Annotated in this window: 18 protein-coding genes; 3 read left to right on the top strand and 15 right to left on the bottom strand. The window is 36.2% G+C overall.

What is annotated here, in order from left to right; translation table 11 throughout:
- Window positions 1-93 precede the first annotated feature (93 nt).
- The 4 genes from galT to A6B45_RS04305 form a co-directional block, all read right to left on the bottom strand.
- A complete protein-coding gene (gene galT / locus A6B45_RS04320) occupies window positions 94-1599 on the bottom strand; it encodes a UDP-glucose--hexose-1-phosphate uridylyltransferase (protein WP_072613512.1) in 1506 nt (501 codons plus the stop codon).
- A 2-nt stretch (window positions 1600-1601) separates the two neighbouring features.
- Entirely contained in the window at window positions 1602-2786 is a 1185-nt protein-coding gene (locus A6B45_RS04315) for a galactokinase (RefSeq protein ID WP_072613511.1), read from the bottom strand.
- 30 nt (window positions 2787-2816) lie between these two features.
- A complete protein-coding gene (locus tag A6B45_RS04310; RefSeq protein WP_072613510.1) occupies window positions 2817-5039 on the bottom strand; it encodes an alpha-galactosidase in 2223 nt (740 codons plus the stop codon).
- A gap of 71 nt (window positions 5040-5110) precedes the next feature.
- On the bottom strand, window positions 5111-6124 hold the full coding sequence (locus A6B45_RS04305; RefSeq protein WP_072613509.1) for a LacI family DNA-binding transcriptional regulator: 1014 nt from the start codon (window positions 6122-6124) through the stop codon (window positions 5111-5113).
- A gap of 339 nt (window positions 6125-6463) precedes the next feature.
- Here A6B45_RS04305 and A6B45_RS04300 point away from each other — a divergent pair, with 339 nt between their 5' ends.
- Window positions 6464-6982 (top strand): 2'-5' RNA ligase family protein, encoded by a 519-nt coding sequence (locus tag A6B45_RS04300; protein WP_072613508.1) that lies wholly within the window; start codon window positions 6464-6466, stop codon window positions 6980-6982.
- Window positions 6983-6986: 4 nt separating this feature from the next.
- On the opposite strand, the gene A6B45_RS04295 is transcribed toward A6B45_RS04300, so the two are convergent.
- From A6B45_RS04295 to A6B45_RS04270, 6 genes are all read right to left on the bottom strand, one after another.
- Window positions 6987-7862: a CPBP family intramembrane glutamic endopeptidase gene (locus tag A6B45_RS04295; protein WP_072613507.1), complete on the bottom strand. Its 876-nt coding sequence runs from the start codon at window positions 7860-7862 to the stop codon at window positions 6987-6989.
- Window positions 7863-7975: 113 nt separating this feature from the next.
- Window positions 7976-8623 (bottom strand): YcjF family protein, encoded by a 648-nt coding sequence (locus A6B45_RS04290; protein WP_072613506.1) that lies wholly within the window; start codon window positions 8621-8623, stop codon window positions 7976-7978.
- Between the two features lie 89 nt (window positions 8624-8712).
- Entirely contained in the window at window positions 8713-9261 is a 549-nt protein-coding gene (locus A6B45_RS04285; RefSeq protein ID WP_072613505.1) for an NADPH-dependent FMN reductase, read from the bottom strand.
- 71 nt (window positions 9262-9332) lie between these two features.
- On the bottom strand, window positions 9333-11564 hold the full coding sequence (locus A6B45_RS04280) for a beta-glucosidase (protein WP_072613504.1): 2232 nt from the start codon (window positions 11562-11564) through the stop codon (window positions 9333-9335).
- A gap of 142 nt (window positions 11565-11706) precedes the next feature.
- Entirely contained in the window at window positions 11707-12912 is a 1206-nt protein-coding gene (locus A6B45_RS04275) for an MFS transporter (RefSeq protein WP_072613503.1), read from the bottom strand.
- Between the two features lies 1 nt (window position 12913).
- Window positions 12914-14395, bottom strand: a complete 1482-nt coding sequence (locus A6B45_RS04270; RefSeq protein WP_072613502.1) for a DUF1593 domain-containing protein — start codon at window positions 14393-14395, stop codon at window positions 12914-12916.
- Window positions 14396-14553: 158 nt separating this feature from the next.
- On the opposite strand from A6B45_RS04270, the gene A6B45_RS04265 reads away from it, so the two are divergent.
- Together A6B45_RS04265 and A6B45_RS04260 are read left to right on the top strand one after the other, a co-directional pair.
- Entirely contained in the window at window positions 14554-15513 is a 960-nt protein-coding gene (locus A6B45_RS04265) for a LacI family DNA-binding transcriptional regulator (protein ID WP_162272373.1), read from the top strand.
- On the top strand, window positions 15510-16148 hold the full coding sequence (locus tag A6B45_RS04260; protein ID WP_072613500.1) for a YczE/YyaS/YitT family protein: 639 nt from the start codon (window positions 15510-15512) through the stop codon (window positions 16146-16148). Before A6B45_RS04265 ends, A6B45_RS04260 begins: the two co-directional genes overlap by 4 nt.
- 6 nt (window positions 16149-16154) lie before the next feature.
- Here A6B45_RS04260 and A6B45_RS04255 read toward each other — a convergent pair whose 3' ends face one another.
- The 5 genes from A6B45_RS04255 to A6B45_RS04240 all read right to left on the bottom strand — a co-directional run bounded on the left by A6B45_RS04255 (window position 16155) and on the right by A6B45_RS04240 (window position 20045).
- Window positions 16155-17192, bottom strand: coding sequence for a polysaccharide pyruvyl transferase family protein (locus A6B45_RS04255; RefSeq protein WP_072613499.1), 1038 nt, complete (start codon window positions 17190-17192; stop codon window positions 16155-16157).
- 22 nt (window positions 17193-17214) lie between these two features.
- Window positions 17215-18588, bottom strand: a complete 1374-nt coding sequence (locus A6B45_RS04250) for a sugar porter family MFS transporter (RefSeq protein WP_072613498.1) — start codon at window positions 18586-18588, stop codon at window positions 17215-17217.
- Between the two features lie 53 nt (window positions 18589-18641).
- Window positions 18642-19484 (bottom strand): aldo/keto reductase, encoded by an 843-nt coding sequence (locus A6B45_RS04245; RefSeq protein ID WP_072613497.1) that lies wholly within the window; start codon window positions 19482-19484, stop codon window positions 18642-18644.
- Window positions 19485-19580: 96 nt separating this feature from the next.
- Window positions 19581-19724 carry a hypothetical protein gene (locus A6B45_RS10460; RefSeq protein WP_165784754.1) on the bottom strand — a complete coding sequence of 48 codons (144 nt, stop codon included), beginning with the start codon at window positions 19722-19724 and terminating at the stop codon, window positions 19581-19583.
- A gap of 72 nt (window positions 19725-19796) precedes the next feature.
- Window positions 19797-20045 (bottom strand): GlsB/YeaQ/YmgE family stress response membrane protein, encoded by a 249-nt coding sequence (locus tag A6B45_RS04240; RefSeq protein WP_072613496.1) that lies wholly within the window; start codon window positions 20043-20045, stop codon window positions 19797-19799.
- Between the last annotated feature and the right edge of the window lie 20 nt (window positions 20046-20065).

Below are 20065 nucleotides of genomic sequence, written 5' to 3'. Positions count from 1 at the left end.
TGTTATCATTTTTTTATATGATAATCAAAGTCACATTATGTTCTAGATAAAATAAAAAAATACAAGCAATAACTTGTATTTTTATTCATGATTTCAATTAGTGGTCAACTGTTCAATAAATTTTTTCAAACCAGCTTGGCCTGCTTCGGAGTTTTTGAAAACGCCAGCGTCTTCAAGGACTCTTTTAAAAATTTGACCAACACTTTGCTCCACCACTTCCGCTACATTATCAGCATTAAAAGTTTCTTCATGTTTTAGTGTATCAGCCCATATTTTGTGTTTTGGGTCCACAGAGTCCGTATTTCCCAGGAGATATGCTTCGACTTCTGCAAGTTCTTTTTTTAACCGCGGTGGTAAAATAGCCAAACCCATCACCTCTATTAGTCCAATGTTTTCTTTTTTTATATGTTGTACATCTGGGTGAGGATGAAAAATACCATCTGGAAACTCAGACGACGTATTATTGTCTCGTAACACAAGGTCTACTTCATATTTGTGGTTGCGGAATCGGACGATTGGTGTAACCGTATGATGTCTTTCACCTGTTTGACTATGAGATTGAATAAGCAAATTTGGATCGTCATAATTTTCCCAGGTTCTCATTACTTTACCAGCCACCACGAGTAACTTATCACTGTCTGAGTCAATTAAACGGATTGCGGTCATTGGCCAGTTTAATACCCCCGCCTCCGACAGGTTCACATCTGAAATCTGAAAACTTTCCTTCAATGTTGCTTTTGCCATTGGTAAGTCATAGCGTCCTGCTTGAAAGTGATCGTGGGATAATATTGATCCACCTACAATTGGCAAATCTGCATTTGATCCAATAAAGTAATCCGGGAATTTAGTAACAAATTCTAACAGTCTGGCTAAGTTTTCCTGATCAACGTGCATTGGACGAATATTTTCTGATAACACAATTGCATGTTCATTAAAATAAGCATAAGGCGAATATTGAAAATACCAAGTTTCATTACCTAAAGTTATTGGAATGACACGATGATTCGACCGAGCAGCATAATCCAAACGACCCCAGTAGCCTTCATTCTCCTTTGCTAACTGAGAGGCAGGATATTGTTCCTGTTGTTGTGTTTGATTTTTCAGTGCTGCTGCAATTGCCTTCGGATCTTTTTCAGGCTTTGAGAGATTGATTGTAATTTGTAATTGACCATACTCGGTGTCCACTGGGTAGGATAAATTTTGGCTAATTTCCCGCGTCTTGATATAGTTACTTCTTTTCGATAAATCAAAGAAATAGTCAGTAGCCTCGCGTGGGGCATGCTCGTAATGTTGCCAAAAAATTTGTCGAACTTGTGAAGGACGAGGCACAAAATAATCCATTAGTTGTGCCCCTAGTATATCAGCATTTATTTTTCTATTTTGTAATGTACCATTATTTTCAGCAACTGCGACTAACTGATCCAATAGTGTTAACGTAGATAATCTCGAAACATCTTGATTATTTGCTACATGCTCATAGTCTGGTTCGCCAACCATGCCTAATATTTGGTTCCCCAAGTAGATCGCATCTTCATTTGTATAATCCGATTGTTCGATAACACGCTGAGTAAATTCCGTAATTAAATTATTTTCTGACATTATTATTCACCTACTTTACCAACCCAGTGTGCCCCATCACCAACATTTGCTACATAAAATGAAGGATTGTAGCCAACAATAGATTCATATTTAGCCCCAACAACGGCTTCCAAATCATCAACATTGTCTTGATGTACTAGTGCGATTGCACAACCACCAAATCCTGCACCGGTCATTCTTGCACCAAGCACACCATCAATGGTTTGCGCTGTTTCAACAAGCGTATCAAGCTCTATTCCAGTTACCGCATAGTCATCTTTTAAAGACTGATGCGATTCGTTCATTAGCTTACCAAAGCTAGCCAAATCGTTTGATTTTAATGCCTCTACAGCAATTTTAGTTCGTTCGTTTTCATAAACAGCATGGCGGGCACGTTTGACAAGTATGTTGCTTTCTAATTTATCAGCATATTTATTAAAGGTTTTAGCGTCTAATTCACCCAGATATTGGATAGATGTATATTTTTGCAGTTGATAGACTGCTTCTTGGGTTTCACGAACACGCTCATTGTATTTTGAGTCAGCTAACTCTCTTCGTTTATTCGTATTCATAATGACAACAACAAAATCACTTAAATAAATTGGTACCATTTCGTAAATCATCGTATTCGTGTCTAAATAGATAGCTTGGTCTGCTTCACCAAATCCAATAGCAAATTGATCCATTATTCCCGTATTAACACCAACAAAATCGTTTTCGGCACGTTGTCCACTGGCCACCAATTGTAATCTCGGAATTTTTAGATTATATAGTTTTTGCGCCACTACGCCAATTAAGAGTTCCAAAGACGATGAGGATGACAAACCTGAGCCGTTCGGTATGTTACCATTGATAACTAATTCAAATCCATGCTCAAAGCGATTACCATATCCTCTTAAAGCTTGCAATACACCCTTAACAAAATTTCCCCAAGATGCTCTGGGTAACTTTTCTTCGTCATTAACGTCAAAACTAATCATCCCCTCATCCGGGAAATTAGTCGAATAGAGTTTTACCAAACTATCCGCTCTTTGAGATGCCACGCCATATGTTCCTAGTGTAATTGAGGCTGGAAACACGTGACCACCATTATAATCAGTATGCTCACCAATTAAGTTAATTCGACCTGGTGAGAAAAACTTGTCAGTGGGTTCATGGTGAAATTGATTCTTAAAAACATGAATTAATTCTTCATACGTTTCAGTCATTTTCATTTTTCCTTTCACAATGACTTTCACTTACTCAGCTTGCCATTTGAAATAACGCACCGCAGAGGTAAAATCAGCTTGCTTAATTGGCGTATTATATAGACCAATTGACATGAGTTCATCTCCAGAATAACGTTCATTTGTTCTTTGATCAACATAGATTCCATCAGATTTCAGGTGACTCATTTTAGTTACACTGAACACTGGCTGCGCAGTTGACAAAACACGGTAATTAAACAACAATGCTTCTGTCTTATCTTCACTGACAAATTCCCAAGCTGTTTCATTATTTTTAAAAGGATTTTTAATACGATAGAAATTACCATATTGGATTAACGAGCGATGCTGTTTATAAAATGTCACTTGGTCTCTGATTTCTGATTTTTCTTCTAATGACAATTTAGCTAGGTTTAATTCATATCCAAAGACTCCTGCAGTAGCAACATCTCCACGCATAGCTAGACTCGTTTGACGCCCAGTTTGATGATTAGGTGATGCTGAAACGTGAGCAGTCATACTGGAAACTGGGTAGCTTAATGTTGTCCCATATTGAATTTTCAAGCGCTCAACAGGGTCCGTATTGTCTGATGTCCACGATTGTGGAAAGAAATATAACATGCCAGCATCAAATCGTCCGCCACCACCAGAACATCCTTCAAATAAAATATCTGGATAACGTTTGGTCAAACGATCCGCCAAATCATACACACCTAACATATAACGATGTCCCACTTCTCCTTGACGTTCTGGTGACAACGCTGCAGAATATACTTCTGTTAAATGACGGTTCATGTCCCACTTAATGTAATCAATCTTAACATTATCCAAGATATTTACTACTTGTTGGAAAATATTATCTACTACCTCAGGTCTTGAAAAATCAAGCACATATTGATCACGACTAGGAGTCAAATCACGGTTAGGCATACCGAGAATATAATCAGGATGTTGTCGATAGAGATCAGAATTTTTGGAAATCATTTCCGGTTCAAACCACAATCCAAATTTCATGCCTTTTTCGTGGACTTTATCTGACAAGCCAATTAAACCACCGCCACTCTGCAATTTAGCAGTGTATTCAAACCAGTCACCCAAAGAACTATCATCATCATCACGTTTTCCAAACCAACCATCATCTAAGACAAACATTTCAATGCCTAATGGGGATGCTTCATCTAATATCTCTTGAATTTTTTCTGAATTAAAATCAAAATAAGTTGCTTCCCAATTATTAATAACAATCGGTCTCTCTGCATATTGATACTTTCCACGAGCTACACGTTCTCGTAGCAAGTGATGATAAGCTTGTGACATACCATTTAAGCCTTCATCAGAATAAACCAACAACGCTTCTGGAGTCTGAAAATCATCAGCAGCATTTAACTGCCAATCAAATCCATCTTCGTTAATGCCAGATAAAACACGTGTCTGTTCCACATAGTCTCTTTCGACAGTGAATTGATGATTTCCCGAATAAACCAATTGGATGCCAACAACTTCGCCCTCATTTTCGGTTGTGTTCGGTGTTACTAATGCTACAAAAGGATTCATATGGTGCGAGCTCGTTCCTCGATGGCTAGAAAATTCAGCCACTCCTTGGCGCACAGTTTGTCGCTCCATTTGACGTTCACGCACATGGGCGCCGGGTAACGAGATGATTTCTAGATCACTTGCTGGTAAATCTAATTGCAGTGAGGCAATTTTCTCAATGTTAATACTTTGTTGAGAGAGATTCGTTATTTTAGTCGATCTTGCAACTACTGGCCGGTCATTATAAATTGTGTAATAAAGCGATACTTGGACATTTAGCGCACTATCCACAAGATAAATTATTAATGTTTTAGCTTCATCTTCTGATAACACGTAGGCCTGAGGCAGATGAGCTATATGTGGCTTGCCATTTACAATTTCGAATGATTGAAAACGAAAATCAGATGCTTGTGCACCATTGGCTCCTTGAATTTTAATCGCGGCTTGACGAAAATCTCCCGTATTATAACCCCCGTACTCTTGTAATAATGTGTCCTTCGAATAACTACGATCTGTTTGATGTGGTTCTCCAGCTAAGTTTGGTGAGAAACCTCTATCTAGACGTGGATAATGTCGTGAACCATGATATTTTGTAATTTTTTTACCAAAATAGAGATGGCTTAGCAGTCCGCCCTCTTCAATTTGTATCAGGTAAGATATTTGTCGATTTGAAAGATGAAAAACATTTTGCTTGTCATCAAAAGAAATGTTTGCATTAGCCATGATCTTCCTCCGTGAAGCCTTTTACTAAATTACAAACACAGTTTACCACTCGTTTACTAAAATGTAAACGGTTACTTTTTATTTTTAAAAGTATCTCGATATTTCAAATTTCCCGGTATTGTAGCCCAAACTGTCCAATCACGTGCATCATTTGCTAATTCGTATGCTTGTTCTAAAGCCGTCTTCCCTAGTGCCGCAGGATTTAAATCTACCGTCGTTAGTGCCGGAACCAAGTAAGAGGATAACTCAACATTATCAAAGCTCACCACATCTATATCAATTCCTGGCTCTAGCCTCTCGGATTTCAATGCATTAATGGCACCAATTGCAAGCGGATCTGAAGCAACTAAAAGTGCGTCTATATTGTGTTCTTTTCTTAATAAAGATATAGCCCCTTGCATGCCCGTTTCGGCATGCCATGGTCCGGTGTAAAAATGGGGGATCATTTGATGCTCTTCAGCCCAATTACGATAGATTTCACTACGCACATCTTCAACAGCAAGTGTTGAGGAGCCATCTAATTCCAGCAGATCGTTGTCACCACCAATAAATCCAATATGCCGCCGCCCAGTTTGATAAAGCTCATTCAATATCCGGGTTGTCATCATTCGCAACTCGGGGTTGACAGAGTCAATGTTTTCATAGCGCGTTTTAGCATCAACCAACACAATTCGCTCATTAATTTTCTGCAATTGCTTCACCGCTTTTGGAGTCATATCACCCAAAATAATAATGGCATCGTAAATTGCAAAATCCGCGATATTAATACCTTGATTAATTCGAATAACTTCATCAACAATAATATTTTGATCTTGCGCATTTTGCTCAATACTCAAGTATATTTGTCGCCAATAAGCATCGCTAGCTTCTCGGATTTCAGAAAAAACTGTCAATACCGCAATATGGACCAATTTTTTGAAGTTATTTTTTTTATGTTTTTTTGTGTAATTCAACTTTTGCGCGGTATCAATAATCCTTTTACGAGTTTCATAAGAAACTGACAAAGTCAGATCATTATTCAAAACTCGAGAAACCGTACTTGATGACACATCCGTTTCCAACGCGATCTGCTTAATTGTTACCATATTCTCTTCCTCAATTTATGCAAGTTCGTTTGTTTCCTTTATACTCCTTATCATTTTACATCAAAATATAAAAAATAACTATTTACTAAATATTTACTAAATAGTATAGGTTTTTAAAAGAAGGCAATTACTATTGAGGCGTTAAAATCTACAAAAAAAATTATGATTATGGAAATCTGCCAACAATTAATCAATAAATCAGTACGTTTTAACATACAGAAACAAAAAGTTATCAATATATAATATATTGATAACTTTTTGTTTCTTATGAAGGCCATGTACATTAAATTTTTGATATACTACAAACACAAGTTAAATTTATTTAAGGAGGACAGGCTTATGTTACGTTCTATTTTAATGTTTCCTAAACTTTCAGAAGTAACAACAATTCAAAATATCAGGTGCGAACTTGATCCCTTATATCCACATATTCGCCCACACATCACTCTTGTGTTCCCATTTGAAAGCGAGGCTCCAGACGAAGTCATTATCCAAAATATTCAAACGATTTTAAAACCATTCTCGGCTTTCAACGTGACTTTTGAAAATTTTTCGTCTGATGAAAAAAGTTATCTTTGGCTACCTGTTAACGAGGGGTGTTCGGTCATTAAAAAGATGCATGATGCTTTATATCAGTCCCCTTTGTTCTCACCCTTTCTACGCCCTGAGTTTCCATATACGCCCCATATCACAGTGGGACAGATACATAACCAGCAAGCAATATTATCAACCTTAAAAGTGCTCAACTCAAAACAACTGCAACTCCATGCTGAAATCGACACCGTTTCAATCGAACATATCCTAGATAATGACGATTCAGACGAATTTTTCCAAACTACCCTATCTAGAGCAAAATAAAAAATTATTTAATAGATTCGCAAATGATTTTTGAGTTATTCTTGTTTAATTTAATCCAAACTGCGGTTATAACAAATAACGCAACATGTAACGTTAGGCTCATTGCACTGCCTTCAATGCCGAAATGCCCACCATTTACCCATTCATAAGCTTGTGTTGGAATTGATTTGAACATTAACGCACCACCGTTGGTACCAGAAACTGCAACACCAAGAATCGGTCCTTGAAAAAAGTTCCACGCACCATGAAAGGCGCCCACCGCCCACAAATCGTCGGTTTCAATTCGAATCATAGCCATGATAACACCAAACAAAAATAGCTCTAAGAAAGCTACTTTAGTTATTCCTGGGTTTGCCAAATGTAGCGCAGCGAAAAAAAGCGAGCTAATGATTATAGCTGAAACATAGCTTAAATGTTGACGCAATTTACCTAATAAATAGCCTCTAACTAATATTTCTTCACCCATCCCTTGAATACAAAAACCTAAAAGAAAGAGAACAAGCCACAGTACATTGCGTATATGCCAAACGTTAATGACTTGAAATCCCCCAAAGGCAACTGCTATTACCCAAGTTAGTACAAAGAATACTGCCCCAGCAGCGTACCCTATCAAATATCTGTATGCCTTTTTATCTTTAGCAAAGGGCATTACAATTCTAAGATCGTTTTTTCGACTTTTATACTGGAACATCAAAAAGATTGGTAAAGTGATTTGACAAATCAACATGAACACTATAGCTACCTGACTATTTTCAATCCACTCATCAGATAAACCACTACTCTCAGCATATATTCCGCTAAATAATCCGCCGATATCCAATACAAAACTGAGTAAAAATGCATATACCAAATACTTTAAAACTATTTTTAATTTTTCCATGTTCAATGCTTCCCCCTAGCAATTAATACATAACCAAAATAGTTTATAATGTTTCTTAATTAATGTCAAATAATGTTAAAAAAGCATATCCACATGAGATATGCTTTTTAACATTATTTTTTCGCTTTTCTAAGTGCTTTAAATAGGATTTCAAACTGCCCTCGAAATGACATGGCTTGTTCAAATATGTCCTCACCATCATTTAACATTTTCACTGTTACCCAGCCTAATGCTTCAGTTATTGAAACAGCAACCGAAGCATTGATTACAGCACCGGATACAGTTCCCACAGCTGGTATAAATTTAATAATATTCCCCACTGCGCTACGACCAAGACCTACGACTACCAGTTCCTTAGATAAACTTTTGCCTAAACCTTCTGACCACGATTGCCCAAACAATTTATGCAATCGTGACATCATAGTTAATTGAATTGGTACTAGTAAAAACGCATCTGAGAACGGAATTGGCGAACATCCTACAATTGCAGCACTTAAGGAAGCTGCGTGAATGATTCGATGACATTTTTCCGCTTTTTCACGATCAACTCCAGCCAAAAAATTATCAAATACTTGATCAAAACTTGTTCTACTTTTAAGTAAAACGTTATCTGCCTTGATTCTAGACTTTTCATATGTGTTTTGAATAATCTTGGCTGGTCTGCGAGGAAGTCTCTGCAAAAATTCAGCAAAGAATGAATTAAATTCTTTCTCGTTCGATGTCATATCTTTATCTTTAAACTTATGATTGTTAACATTCATTTCACTTGTATCCCCTTTATTCTAATTATACCTGTTCTTTAGGGAAGAATAAAAAACTGACCTTAATTGTCAAAAGTCAGTTTTTTATATCAAACATTAAATTTTTTTGCGAATGTAACAAATTGCTTTGCAGCGCTAGCAAGAAATTCTTGTGTATCTGTGTTAATAATGTGACCTTCTTCATCAGATAGATTTTGAACATTACCGATGTAAAGTTCAGGCTGCTGCATCGTAGGCATGTCCAAGAATACCAATGACTGGCGTAATACATGGTGTGCTAATACTCCGGAAATCCCAGAAATAGATTGAGAAGCGACCAGAGCTGGTTTCCCTGCCCAAACATTTTCTCCCCATGGTCTTGAAGCAACATCTAAAGCATTTTTTAGGGCTGCAGAAATACTTCGATTATGCTCTGGTGTCACAAAAATGAATGCGTCTTGTGCCGCAACTTCTGCACGAAATTTTGTATATTCCGCGGGAGAATCAGCGTCATAGTCTTGACTATAGAGAGGTAAATCGCTAATACTTAAGTAAGACACCTCAGCGTCCTCAGGCAGACCAGCAACAAGTGCATCTGCTACACCTTTTGAAAATGAATGTTCACGAATTGAACCAACAACAACACCATATTTTGTCATTTATTTAAGCCTCTTTTCAATTACTAAAAGTAAGTATAAAACAAAATCAATTAACTTGCAACTATTTTGTTTTAATCGTTTGATTCGTTTGCTAAATTGATGAAATGGTTCACCTGATTTACATTCGCACCAATCATGATAATAGCTCTTAATGGCATATTTTCCATTAATTCTCGATTGCTATCCATAGCAGTAATACTGTCAATTGAAGATTTTAGCCCCGAATCAATTAACGGTTTCTGCAAATCTTTTCTGTTAATTATTTCACTAATATAGGTTTCGCCACTAACAGGCTTGATATTGTCTATCCCCATTTCAAGGAAAATTGATTTTTCTAATCGAATATCTCGTGAGGAGCTACCCACTTTAATAATATATTCTCCTTTATCAACACGCCATATATTATTTTGTACATCGTACCAAGCAAAGCTTCTCCGGTCCAATACTACTTCGACAACTTTACTTTCACCCGGATTCAATTCAATCTTTTTAAAAGACTTTAATTCTTTGGAAGGTAACTCAACACTACTTACTAAGTTTTGAACATAAAACTGTACAACTTCTTTTCCAGGTACTTGTCCAACATTAGTAATGTTCACTTTGACTGATACATGTTCCTCCGTATTATCAATTTCCAAATTTTCATATTTGAAGCTTGTATAGCTCAACCCATGCCCAAATGGATAGGCCACTTGCTGATGTTTCAAATCATAGTATCGATAGCCGACAAAAATACCTTCATGGTAATTTTCTTCTTCAGTACTTGCATTAAAAGTGCCGTATGTCGGTGTGTCTTCTATCCTTTCTGGGAAAGTTTCAGCTAATTTACCGGACGGATTGGTTTCACCTGTTAGTATACGCCATGTTGCTTCACCAACAGCTTCACCAGCCAAATAAGTTTCGACAACTGCTTGGACATTATTTCTCCAAGGCATTGAAATTGCCGATCCGTTTTGCAATACAATAATTACATTAGGATTATGCGCAACCAATTTTTGGATGAGTTCGAGCTGATTTTTTGGTAAGTCAATGGTCCCTTTATCGAAACCTTCTGACTCATTTTTTTCCGGTACACCGGCAAAAATAATTACTTTGTCACTCACTTCGGCCACAGATAGTGCTTGATTTTCTAATTCTATATTACTTTCTTCATCAGCTAGCTGATAACCATCTGCATACATAATGTCATAGTTACTATTTTCAGCAGCCTCCAAAGGCGTGATTATTTTATAAGCGTTCACATGAGAACTACCACCACCTTGGTATCTTGGCTTCTTAGCTAGTTCACCAATCACAGCAATCTTTTCTGTTTGATGAATCGGTAGGACAGATGACTCATTCTTTAAAAGAACGATACTGTCTTCAGCAGCTTTTTTGGCAAAATTATGTTGTGCCTCCTTATCATAGTCAATATGATTGTCTTCATTGATTTGAAATTTTTCAACTAATGCTAACACACGCAGCACTGCTGTATCGAGTTTTGATTCTTCTAATTGCCCACTTTTAACGGCAGCCACAATTTTGCTAATTGAATATTCTTCATTTCCAGGCATTTCTAAATCCAAACCCGCCTTCAATGAAGCAATATTATCTGCAACCGCACCCCAATCTGACATAACAAGACCTGTATAGCCCCATTCATTGCGTAATATTTCTGTTAATAAACGATAGTTTTGTGAGTTTAGCACGCCATTAATTGCATTGTAGGAACACATGATTGTTGCTGGGTGCGCTTCTTTAACAATTTTTTCAAATGCGAATAAATAAATCTCACGCAATGTCCTTTCATCAACATTTGAAGAAGAAGTAAACCGTTGGTTTTCTCGATTATTCGCTGCAAAATGTTTTAAGCTAACACCGATACCCTGGTCTTGTACTCCCTTTACATAAGAAGAACCTAACTCTCCGGTCAAATATGGGTCTTCAGAAAAATATTCAAAATTTCGTCCCGCAAGTGGCGAACGCTTAATATTAATTCCTGGTCCCAATAATACAGACACATTCTCGGATTTAGCAGCAACTCCAAGACTCTTTCCTAGATCGTACAACATATCCACATTAAAAGAACTGGCCATTAAAGCAGAACTCGGAAACGATATTGCCTCTACGCTTTGGTTAAGCCCCAATGCGTCAGCACTACTAGCTTGTTTACGCAATCCAGATGGGCCATCGGTTACCATGATTTTTGGAATACTATGTTTCTTATTTTCTGCAGTAAACCAAAAGTTTTTCCCTGTTACTAGTTCCGCCTTCTCACGGGTGGTTAATCCTTGCACGAAGGATAAAGTAAATTTTGTACTCATTTATAACTCCTTATAAAATATAATACCGCCAATTTCAGTGTTCCTAAGTCTAGGATACACCTTTAGAAAATTAATACCGAAAATGTGCATTGTCGATTAACAATTACATTTCACCTAGCTTCTAGCATGTTTGTTTAAGATTTCAAACTTCAATTTTGACTTCACTTGTCTGTTTAAATATATTTCGAATCAAGAAATAAAATACAGCTAATGCCAACATTAACACTCCCGAAATTAAAATTGAAAACTTGGAAGAATTATTCCCAAATAAATTACCCAGTGCTGCTAACAAATAGGGAGATAAATAGGTACCAAGGTTTGTTCCTACCATAGCTATTGAAATTGCCAAATTACCCGATTGTGAAGGGGCTTTTTCCAAAATGGTTCCAAATGCAATTGGTAGGAAAACCGATCCACCAATTCCACCAAATGCCATGCCAAATGTAATCACAGTCATATTAGGAGCCAATGCAATAATTAAGAATGATGCACCTATAATCGCATAGCTAAGCGCAAAAGTATATTGCTTTGTCACTTTGACAATATAACCGTACAGCAAACTTCCTAAAAACCCAACCAAAGTGTATATAGAAAGGGCCGTTCCAATAAACGAAGCATTTTCAAATTTTTCTTCAACAACAAATCCTGCTGATTTTAAGAATAAGGCCATTAATAACGCAAAAGAAATTAGTAAACCAAAGGAAGACAATATTACATAACTATTTATACTTTGTTTGGGCTTATTTAATTGTTCTGTCGAAACAGAATCATTTTTATCAGTATCACTAGTAGTGTTCGGTACATAAATTAAAAACAAAATAAACGAAGCTAAAGCCAAAAAATAAATACTATATGAAGTATGCCAATTATAATTGACCAAAATTCCAGCAATAAATGTTGTGACTGTCTGTCCAATGCTCTGCACAGCACTTTGAAATCCTAACATTTTATTTCGTGTGTCACCACTCCAAAAATCGTTAATCAAACTAACGGCCAATGAGTTGAACATCCCCAAACCCGCCCCCAAGATAAGGCGGGAAATATAAACAAGTCCATAATTATCAGAAAACATAGGCACTACACCTGAAACTCCAGCGAGTAATAGGCCAATTAGAACGGTTTTTCTTGTACCAAAAACCTTTACAATAAAAGGACTAAGTAAAACGAAAATCATTACCGTAATATTGGAAGCTGTTACTAAGGCCTCTACTGCAGTGGCGCTTTGGTTAACGAAAGTTTCCTGCATTTTAGGAATTGTAATCGAAATAGATGCAGTTGATGTTAATAATAAAGAAATTGATAAAAATGCTAGTTTAAACATGCTGGATGAATATCTATTTTTAGTCATCTTAGTCTCCTTTTGCTGTCAAAATGATTCGTCGGTAAGTTTTAAGTGGATTGTCACCGTCATTCTTCACTTCTAAAATCACATGAATAGTTTGACCAGCGGAAATATCATTTGGAATATTGATACTGACAGTTGGTTGATCTTCACCTTCTATACGAACTTTATCGTAATTTTCCGAATTTGCTTCTGCACTATATCCAATTAAAAATCCATCAATATCTTCTTGTTTTGGATTCAAGTAGTTACTTTCATTATAGGTTGAAGCCTCATCATAGACCCACCATTTATAATATAGATTTCGACCATTTGGATCTTTAGCATGAGCTGTATACTTAACTTGTTCGCCAGCACTTACCTCGAGATTTAAACTTGAATCTAATTCAATAATTGGATAATGAGCTACTTTGTCAAAATTATCTGTAGCACTCCATGCAGCACGAGCTATAAAATCATCTTGAATATCATCAAACCATCTAGTTAAGGTATATGTCGCCTCATAACGTTTTGTGTAAGGGTTCAAATCCATTGCCTCATTGGTATATAAAATTGGTGATTTTTCAACAAATCGGCCACCCCAACCACCAAATGTAGGATCGCTGTCATTACGTAACCCATTGTTCAGCAAGTAAAAGAACGAAGGCGAATCACCTTCTGAAATAAAATCAAAACGTTGATATTCAGGATTGTTTTCTAAATATAAATCAATGCCACGCTGTTCATTCTCATCTTCACCCTCAATTACCCGTCCATCACCTATCAGAGCATAGTTTTTTAAAAATGACCCATAATTGTGAACTAGTTTTTTTTGCCAAGTATTCCTGAGGCGTTGAGTCAAATGTTGATCTGAAAGTTTCCATAGATACGCAAAATACCAGAAATTGAATTTATCATTAATTACTTTAATTCGCCAATTTTTGGCTATATATTCATTATAAGTATCATCTTGGTCTAAAATAATATAAATTATCACCTTTTCTTCAATTCGTTTTTTTATTGACAACCATTCTGGATTGTGACTATATTTTTCTTCGATTGACTTCAATGCACGCGCTGTGGTATTTGTTCCTCCCCATGTCTGGATATATAATGGACGATCGTCTTTATCTTTTATCAGATAATTCTCCAAAAATTGAGAACCATCTGTTTCTTGTTCATATTCACCTTTAAATCCTATGTTACCAATATGATAAATACTACGTAAATATTCAGGAGTTGGATATCCGTCAGCATGTACTTTCAAATTGCTATAGACTTTTTCATATTCCGATATTAAGTGTGGAATCCATTTTTCACCCGTCCAACGCTCTGGGGCTATACCTTTTTCAGCATCACCTGCGTAATGATAGACAGAACTTGTTAGTATAATACCTTCTGTGTCAAGCTCATTACTATATAGCAGGTATCTTAAAAAAGAATTCATGTCATCTACTTCACCATCAGTAGTAATTATTGTTCGTGCTTTTTTGTTAAGTTGTTTATCCATTATGTAACCCTTCCTATTTTTACTTGAAAGCGCTTTCTATATTGTTATACTAACACTAAAAGTTTTTCTAAAAAAGCTAAACAACTTAACAAATGAAACTTATACAACTAAACATATCTTAACAAGTGTATGATAGTCGTAGAGGAAATATTATGAATATGGAAAAAATCGCAAAGGCTGCAGGCGTTTCTAAGGCAGCAGTATCCTTTGCTTTAAATGATAAGCCAGGCATTAGTCAAACCACTCGCAATCATATCTTGAAAATTGCTGAGGAGCTAAATTATGTACCTAGAAAAAAAATAAAGAAAGACACCATTGTTTTTTTTCTAATTACAAATAATCACGCTCAATCTCTGGATTATTATCAACGTCTTCCTTTTTTTCAATCTATTATTGATGCTTTTAAAACTAAATCTTATTTAAAAGGATATAATCTTTCAATACAGACCATTTCTCAGCTAGATCAAGAGACTCTATCCAACTGGCGTCAAGACAATGTGTATGGTGTTGTCGTACTTGGAACCTTTTTAACGTCAGAGGATGTAGCCTTACTTAATACTATTAATGCGAATCTGATAATTTTAGATAATCCATCAATTGAAAATAGTCACAGTTCTGTGACTATCAACAATGCTCAAGGAATGATAAGTGTTGTTCATCACCTTTCTTCTCAAGACAGCATTATTTATGTTCATGGTCTACCTGCTATTCCCAATTTCAATGAACGTTATGCCGCTTTCAAAACTGCAGCAAAAATGAAGAAGCTAAAAGTAACGGAAATTAAAATGGATAGTTTTACTTTTTCAGAAACTACCGCTGCTGAACAATCCGTTATTATTGATGCCTTACAAGACTCGACAACAATCGTGGCTGAAAATGATTATTTGGCTTTAAAAATTGCCGAAATTATCACGAAAAAAAAATTAAGTCACAAAGTAAATAAAATATTTGGTTTTGATAATATCAAAACACTATCACAGTCAGCCATTCCAATTAAGACTGTTGCTGTAAATGTTGCCGTCATGGTGGATATTGCTATTGATTTAATTTTGAAAGAACATAAAGTTCCTGTTCACGTTGCTGTTGACACTGATTTTATTGAGGGTATTAAAAAATGAAAAAAAGATTTACTCTACTATTCTTTTCTCTTCTACTAAATGCCTTGGGCAATGCTATGGCTGTTAGTACGAATCTGGGAGCTAATCCTTGGACAGCTGCTGGACAAGGATTAGCAGCGATTTTCAATATTTCACTAGGTTTTGCTCTACTTTGCTTTGGTATTTTTGTACTAATGATAAATTCTCTTTTAGCACGTGAGATTAATGTTCAGCGTATTATAGGAAATTTTTTATTCATGTTTCCGTTTAGTTATTTAGTTGATTGGATTGTGACGTATTTAAATGGATCTTTTTTGGTAACTAGTGGTTTATTCGTTCGAATAGTATCAAACCTCTTAGGGATTACAATAGTTGCTATAGCAGTTGCCATGTATCAACAAGCTAATTTAATTTTGCATCCAAATGATGAATTAATGTTTACACTAAGATTTAAATACACACAAGGTAATGCTACAAAAGCTCAACTGATTGCATACCTACTGCCTTTATCAATATTGTCCCTGGCCTTTTATATTAACCATCAATGGTTTGGCGTTGGTGTTGGATTACTAGCTTCCTTATTTTTACAAGGCCCAATTATTGACTTAACACACAGGATATTCTTTTTAAAATCATCAAAAAACAAAAAGGCATAACAACTTTCATGCCTTTTTGTTTTTTGATGATTTTATATTTTCTTTTATGACATCACTCAACTGTTGAAAATCTTTCTTTACATCATAGTCATGCCGCTTTTGCGCCATTAAATCTTTTAAAGTGTTTTCAATTCGATCAATGTCAGTTTCATCGGTGTAATCAATCCAATTTACCTGTTCCAACCAATCAAAGTACGCATGTTTCCCCTTTCCATAGCTGTTGCCAAAAAGTAAACAAGGAGTACCAGTTAAAACAGAAAAAACCATTGCATGCCATCGATCAGTAATAATGATTTCCTGATGTGAAAATAACTCAAGTTGTTGTTCAAATAATGTATCACGAGTTAGTGGTGTAATTTTTTTTGGCTCGTCTAACACCGTGTCAACACGATTTACAGGTCGTTGGTTGCCCATTATTCTTTTTATGCTATCAATAGTTGTCTGTTTAACCACTTTCTCTGAGTCATGTCGTAATACAAACAATGCCCCATTTCGTTCAAATTTCCAGTCTACTGAATTCATGTATAATACCATGTCTGGCGTGAAAATAACTTTATTGTCAAAAGTCGTAAGCATACGATGAAAGCTTTGTGCATCACGAGCTATAAGAACAAGATTTGAATTCTTGCTATAGGCTTCCTGGCTTTTTTTCTTTTCAATTTCACCGTCCTCATTATCTTCAAAATGAATTGATTGCGGAAATGAGATTGTAAGATTGTCAACAAATGTAGCAAAGACTTTCCGTCTAGCTTCTTCATGATTATGATACAAATTGCCCATATTGCCACCGCCAGTAAAGGCGATAATATCATCAGAACGGAGATGTTCCTGTACTACTGGAATAGCTTCATCATCATCTTCTTCAATAATTTCGATATATTGATAGGTAGGAAACTCATTTTCAATATATTTTCTTTCAGCTAATGATACTGCCTGATCGCCCATATTTGTATAACTCGGTACACCAAACATATAAAATTTTGGGCGATCATTTTGTGGAATTTCATGAACGACTTCTGTCGTATCAATGTAAAAATTAGCCATTAACTACACTCCTTTTTGAAGGCTATGATAGACTAGCTGTATCATAAGCCTTTGCCATTTTTTTACTATTAACAAACAGACTTGCTAACACAATACTTAATCCATTTGACATAGCAAAAACGAAAAATACCAATGCTGTTCCAAGAATAGCAACTAACTGCGGATAGATTAAACTAATGACAAAGTTGGTTATCCAAGTTGTTGCTGTGGCTACGGACATAAATTGCGCCTTAACCTTTCCAGGAAACATTTCGGCTAACAAAAGCCATGTAACAGGACTTACAATACCTTGATGATTAGCCAAAAACAACGTTAAACTGATAAGCACCAAAGCATTAGTTACTCCTTGAGAAAAAACATTAGATTTCATAATAGTTCCAAGTAGCGCCATAAAAACAACGTTACCAATCAAACCAATAATCAACATACGATGATGATTAGCATGTTCTATCATTCGAGTACCAAATATACTAGCAATAACGGAAACGACACCAATTAACACATTGGCATACAAGGAACCACTCTCACCCATACCAACTTTTTCAAGTAAAATCGTACCGTAATACATCACGGTGTTTACACCTGAGATTTGCTGGATTAAAGCAATCACAATTCCTGTCACTAACAAATAAAGCAACTTTTTGTTTTTTAATGCTGTTGACCAAATAAATTCATCGTCGTTTTGCTCACTAGATTGCTCACTTTGAGATTTGATAAACTGGTTAGTATTTTCAAATCCTAATCGACGAAATATCTTTCGAGCTCGGTTAAAACGATGCTTTAAGAGTAACCATTGCGGACTACCGCTAATACGAAACGAGTTTACCCACAAAATAATTGATGGAACAGCACCAGAAATCACCATAACACGCCAAATTGGATCCCAATGACCCCAGATGTTGCCTAATATTGCATTTACAATGAAAGCACATAACTGACCAAGTACAATAAAAATAGCATTTTTATTGACATTGGCGCTTCTTAAATTTTCCGGTGAAATTTCTGCTAAATACATTGGTGACAAACTTGATGCAGCACCAACTGCTAAACCTAATATAAATCGAAAAATTGACATAAGCCAAAAGTTCATGGCAACAGCGCAAAACACCGTAGCTATTGTAAATACGATTGCAATGATTCGTAGCGTCTTACGGCGGCCAATTTTATCAGCAACTCGGCCACACCCCAGTGCCCCAAAACAAGCACCAATAACCAATGAACTGGACACAATGCCTTGTAAGGTTGGTGTCAAATTCAGTTGACCCGGACGGCTCATAAATGCCAGTGCGCCGTTAATCACACCAGTATCATAGCCAAATAGAAATCCGCCTAATGATATAACGTACACACAGTAATGCAGAAAATTCAGCTTAACTTTTTTTGATTTAGTTTTCATACTTTTCAATATTCCTTTGTAAAACTTTTAAAAGTGAGAAAACAATAAATCACTTAAACAAATTCTTCGTATTCTTTTGGATCTTGGTCATCCACACGCCCATCTTTACGTTCCAAATCAGATATTTGGCTAACCTCAGTCTCTGTCAGCGTGAAATCAAAGATATCTAAGTTACGTCGCTGATGTTGAGGAGTGGTAGCTTTAGCAACTGGTAAAATACCACGTTGTATATGCCATCTCAAAATAATTTGACCCGCATTTTTATCATATTTTTCGGCTAGTTTTACAATTAACGGTTCTGTTAATTCGCTACTGCCTCGACCTAATGGGCTCCAAGCCTCAGTGACGATACCATACTCTTGATTAGTAGCCACCAATGATTCCTGCGGCCAATATGGATGAATTTCATTTTGGTTAACAGCCGGTGTGATCCCCGTTGCTGAAATAATTTTATCTAGATGTTCCTTTTCAAAGTTGGACACACCAATCGAACGAACTAGTCCACGCCTTTGTGCCTCAATTAAAGCTTGCCAAGCCTCCACATAATTGTCTCGTTTAGGAAGTGGCCAATGAATCAAATAAAGATCCAAATAGTCTAAGCCTAAACGAAGCAATGATTCTTCAATAATTTTCAAAGCATCGTCGAAATGATGATATTTACCAGGAAGTTTTGTCGTTACATAAAATTGGGAGCGTGGAATACCTGAACGACGAATAGCTTCTCCAACCGCACCTTCACTATCATAATTTGTAGACGTATCAAGCAATCGGTAACCGTTCTGTATAGCAGTTAAAATTTGGTCAACGCCTTGATAACCTCGAATCTGAAAGGTTCCCAAGCCAATTTTTGGTAACTGATGCCCATCATTTAGTTCATATAACTCATTCAAACTCATTAAAAGTATCTCCTATTCTACTGCAAAAGGGTTTATAAAAAAGCCTAACTTGTTAACTAACAAATTTAAGCTTTAGTAGCAATACTGATACAGTCCTTAATCAGCTTTTTTATAATCAGCGTTTTTTGGATCATGTTCATAAAGATTGGTATTTTCGGCAGTTGACTTAGGATCAATCTTTTCCTTTTGATCCTTAACCTGCTCTTCTTTATTTTGGTCTTTATTTTTGTTTTCTGTCATGATAAGTTTCTCCTATACCTACTTTCTGTGTGAAACAGTTAATTACAGTTTTACGCATTGAGTTTTTATAAATTACTTATTTGTGCGACTAGTAATCCAAGATACAATTAAGACTAATACAACTGCACCAATAATTGAAGGAATAAGTGCCATTCCTGCTAAGCTTGGTCCCCATGATCCTAGAAGACTTTCCCCTAACCAAGAACCAATTAAACCAGCGACGATGTTGCTAATCCATCCCATAGCTGCACCACGGCTTGTAATTGCACCTGCAATAGCACCGATAATTGCACCTACGATAAGCGTCCAAATTAATCCCATAATGATTTCTCTCCTTCCGG

Source organism: Leuconostoc suionicum (assembly GCF_001891125.1).
In the GTDB taxonomy this organism is placed as follows: domain Bacteria; phylum Bacillota; class Bacilli; order Lactobacillales; family Lactobacillaceae; genus Leuconostoc; species Leuconostoc suionicum.
This window is presented reverse-complemented; position numbering and strand designations above follow the sequence as displayed.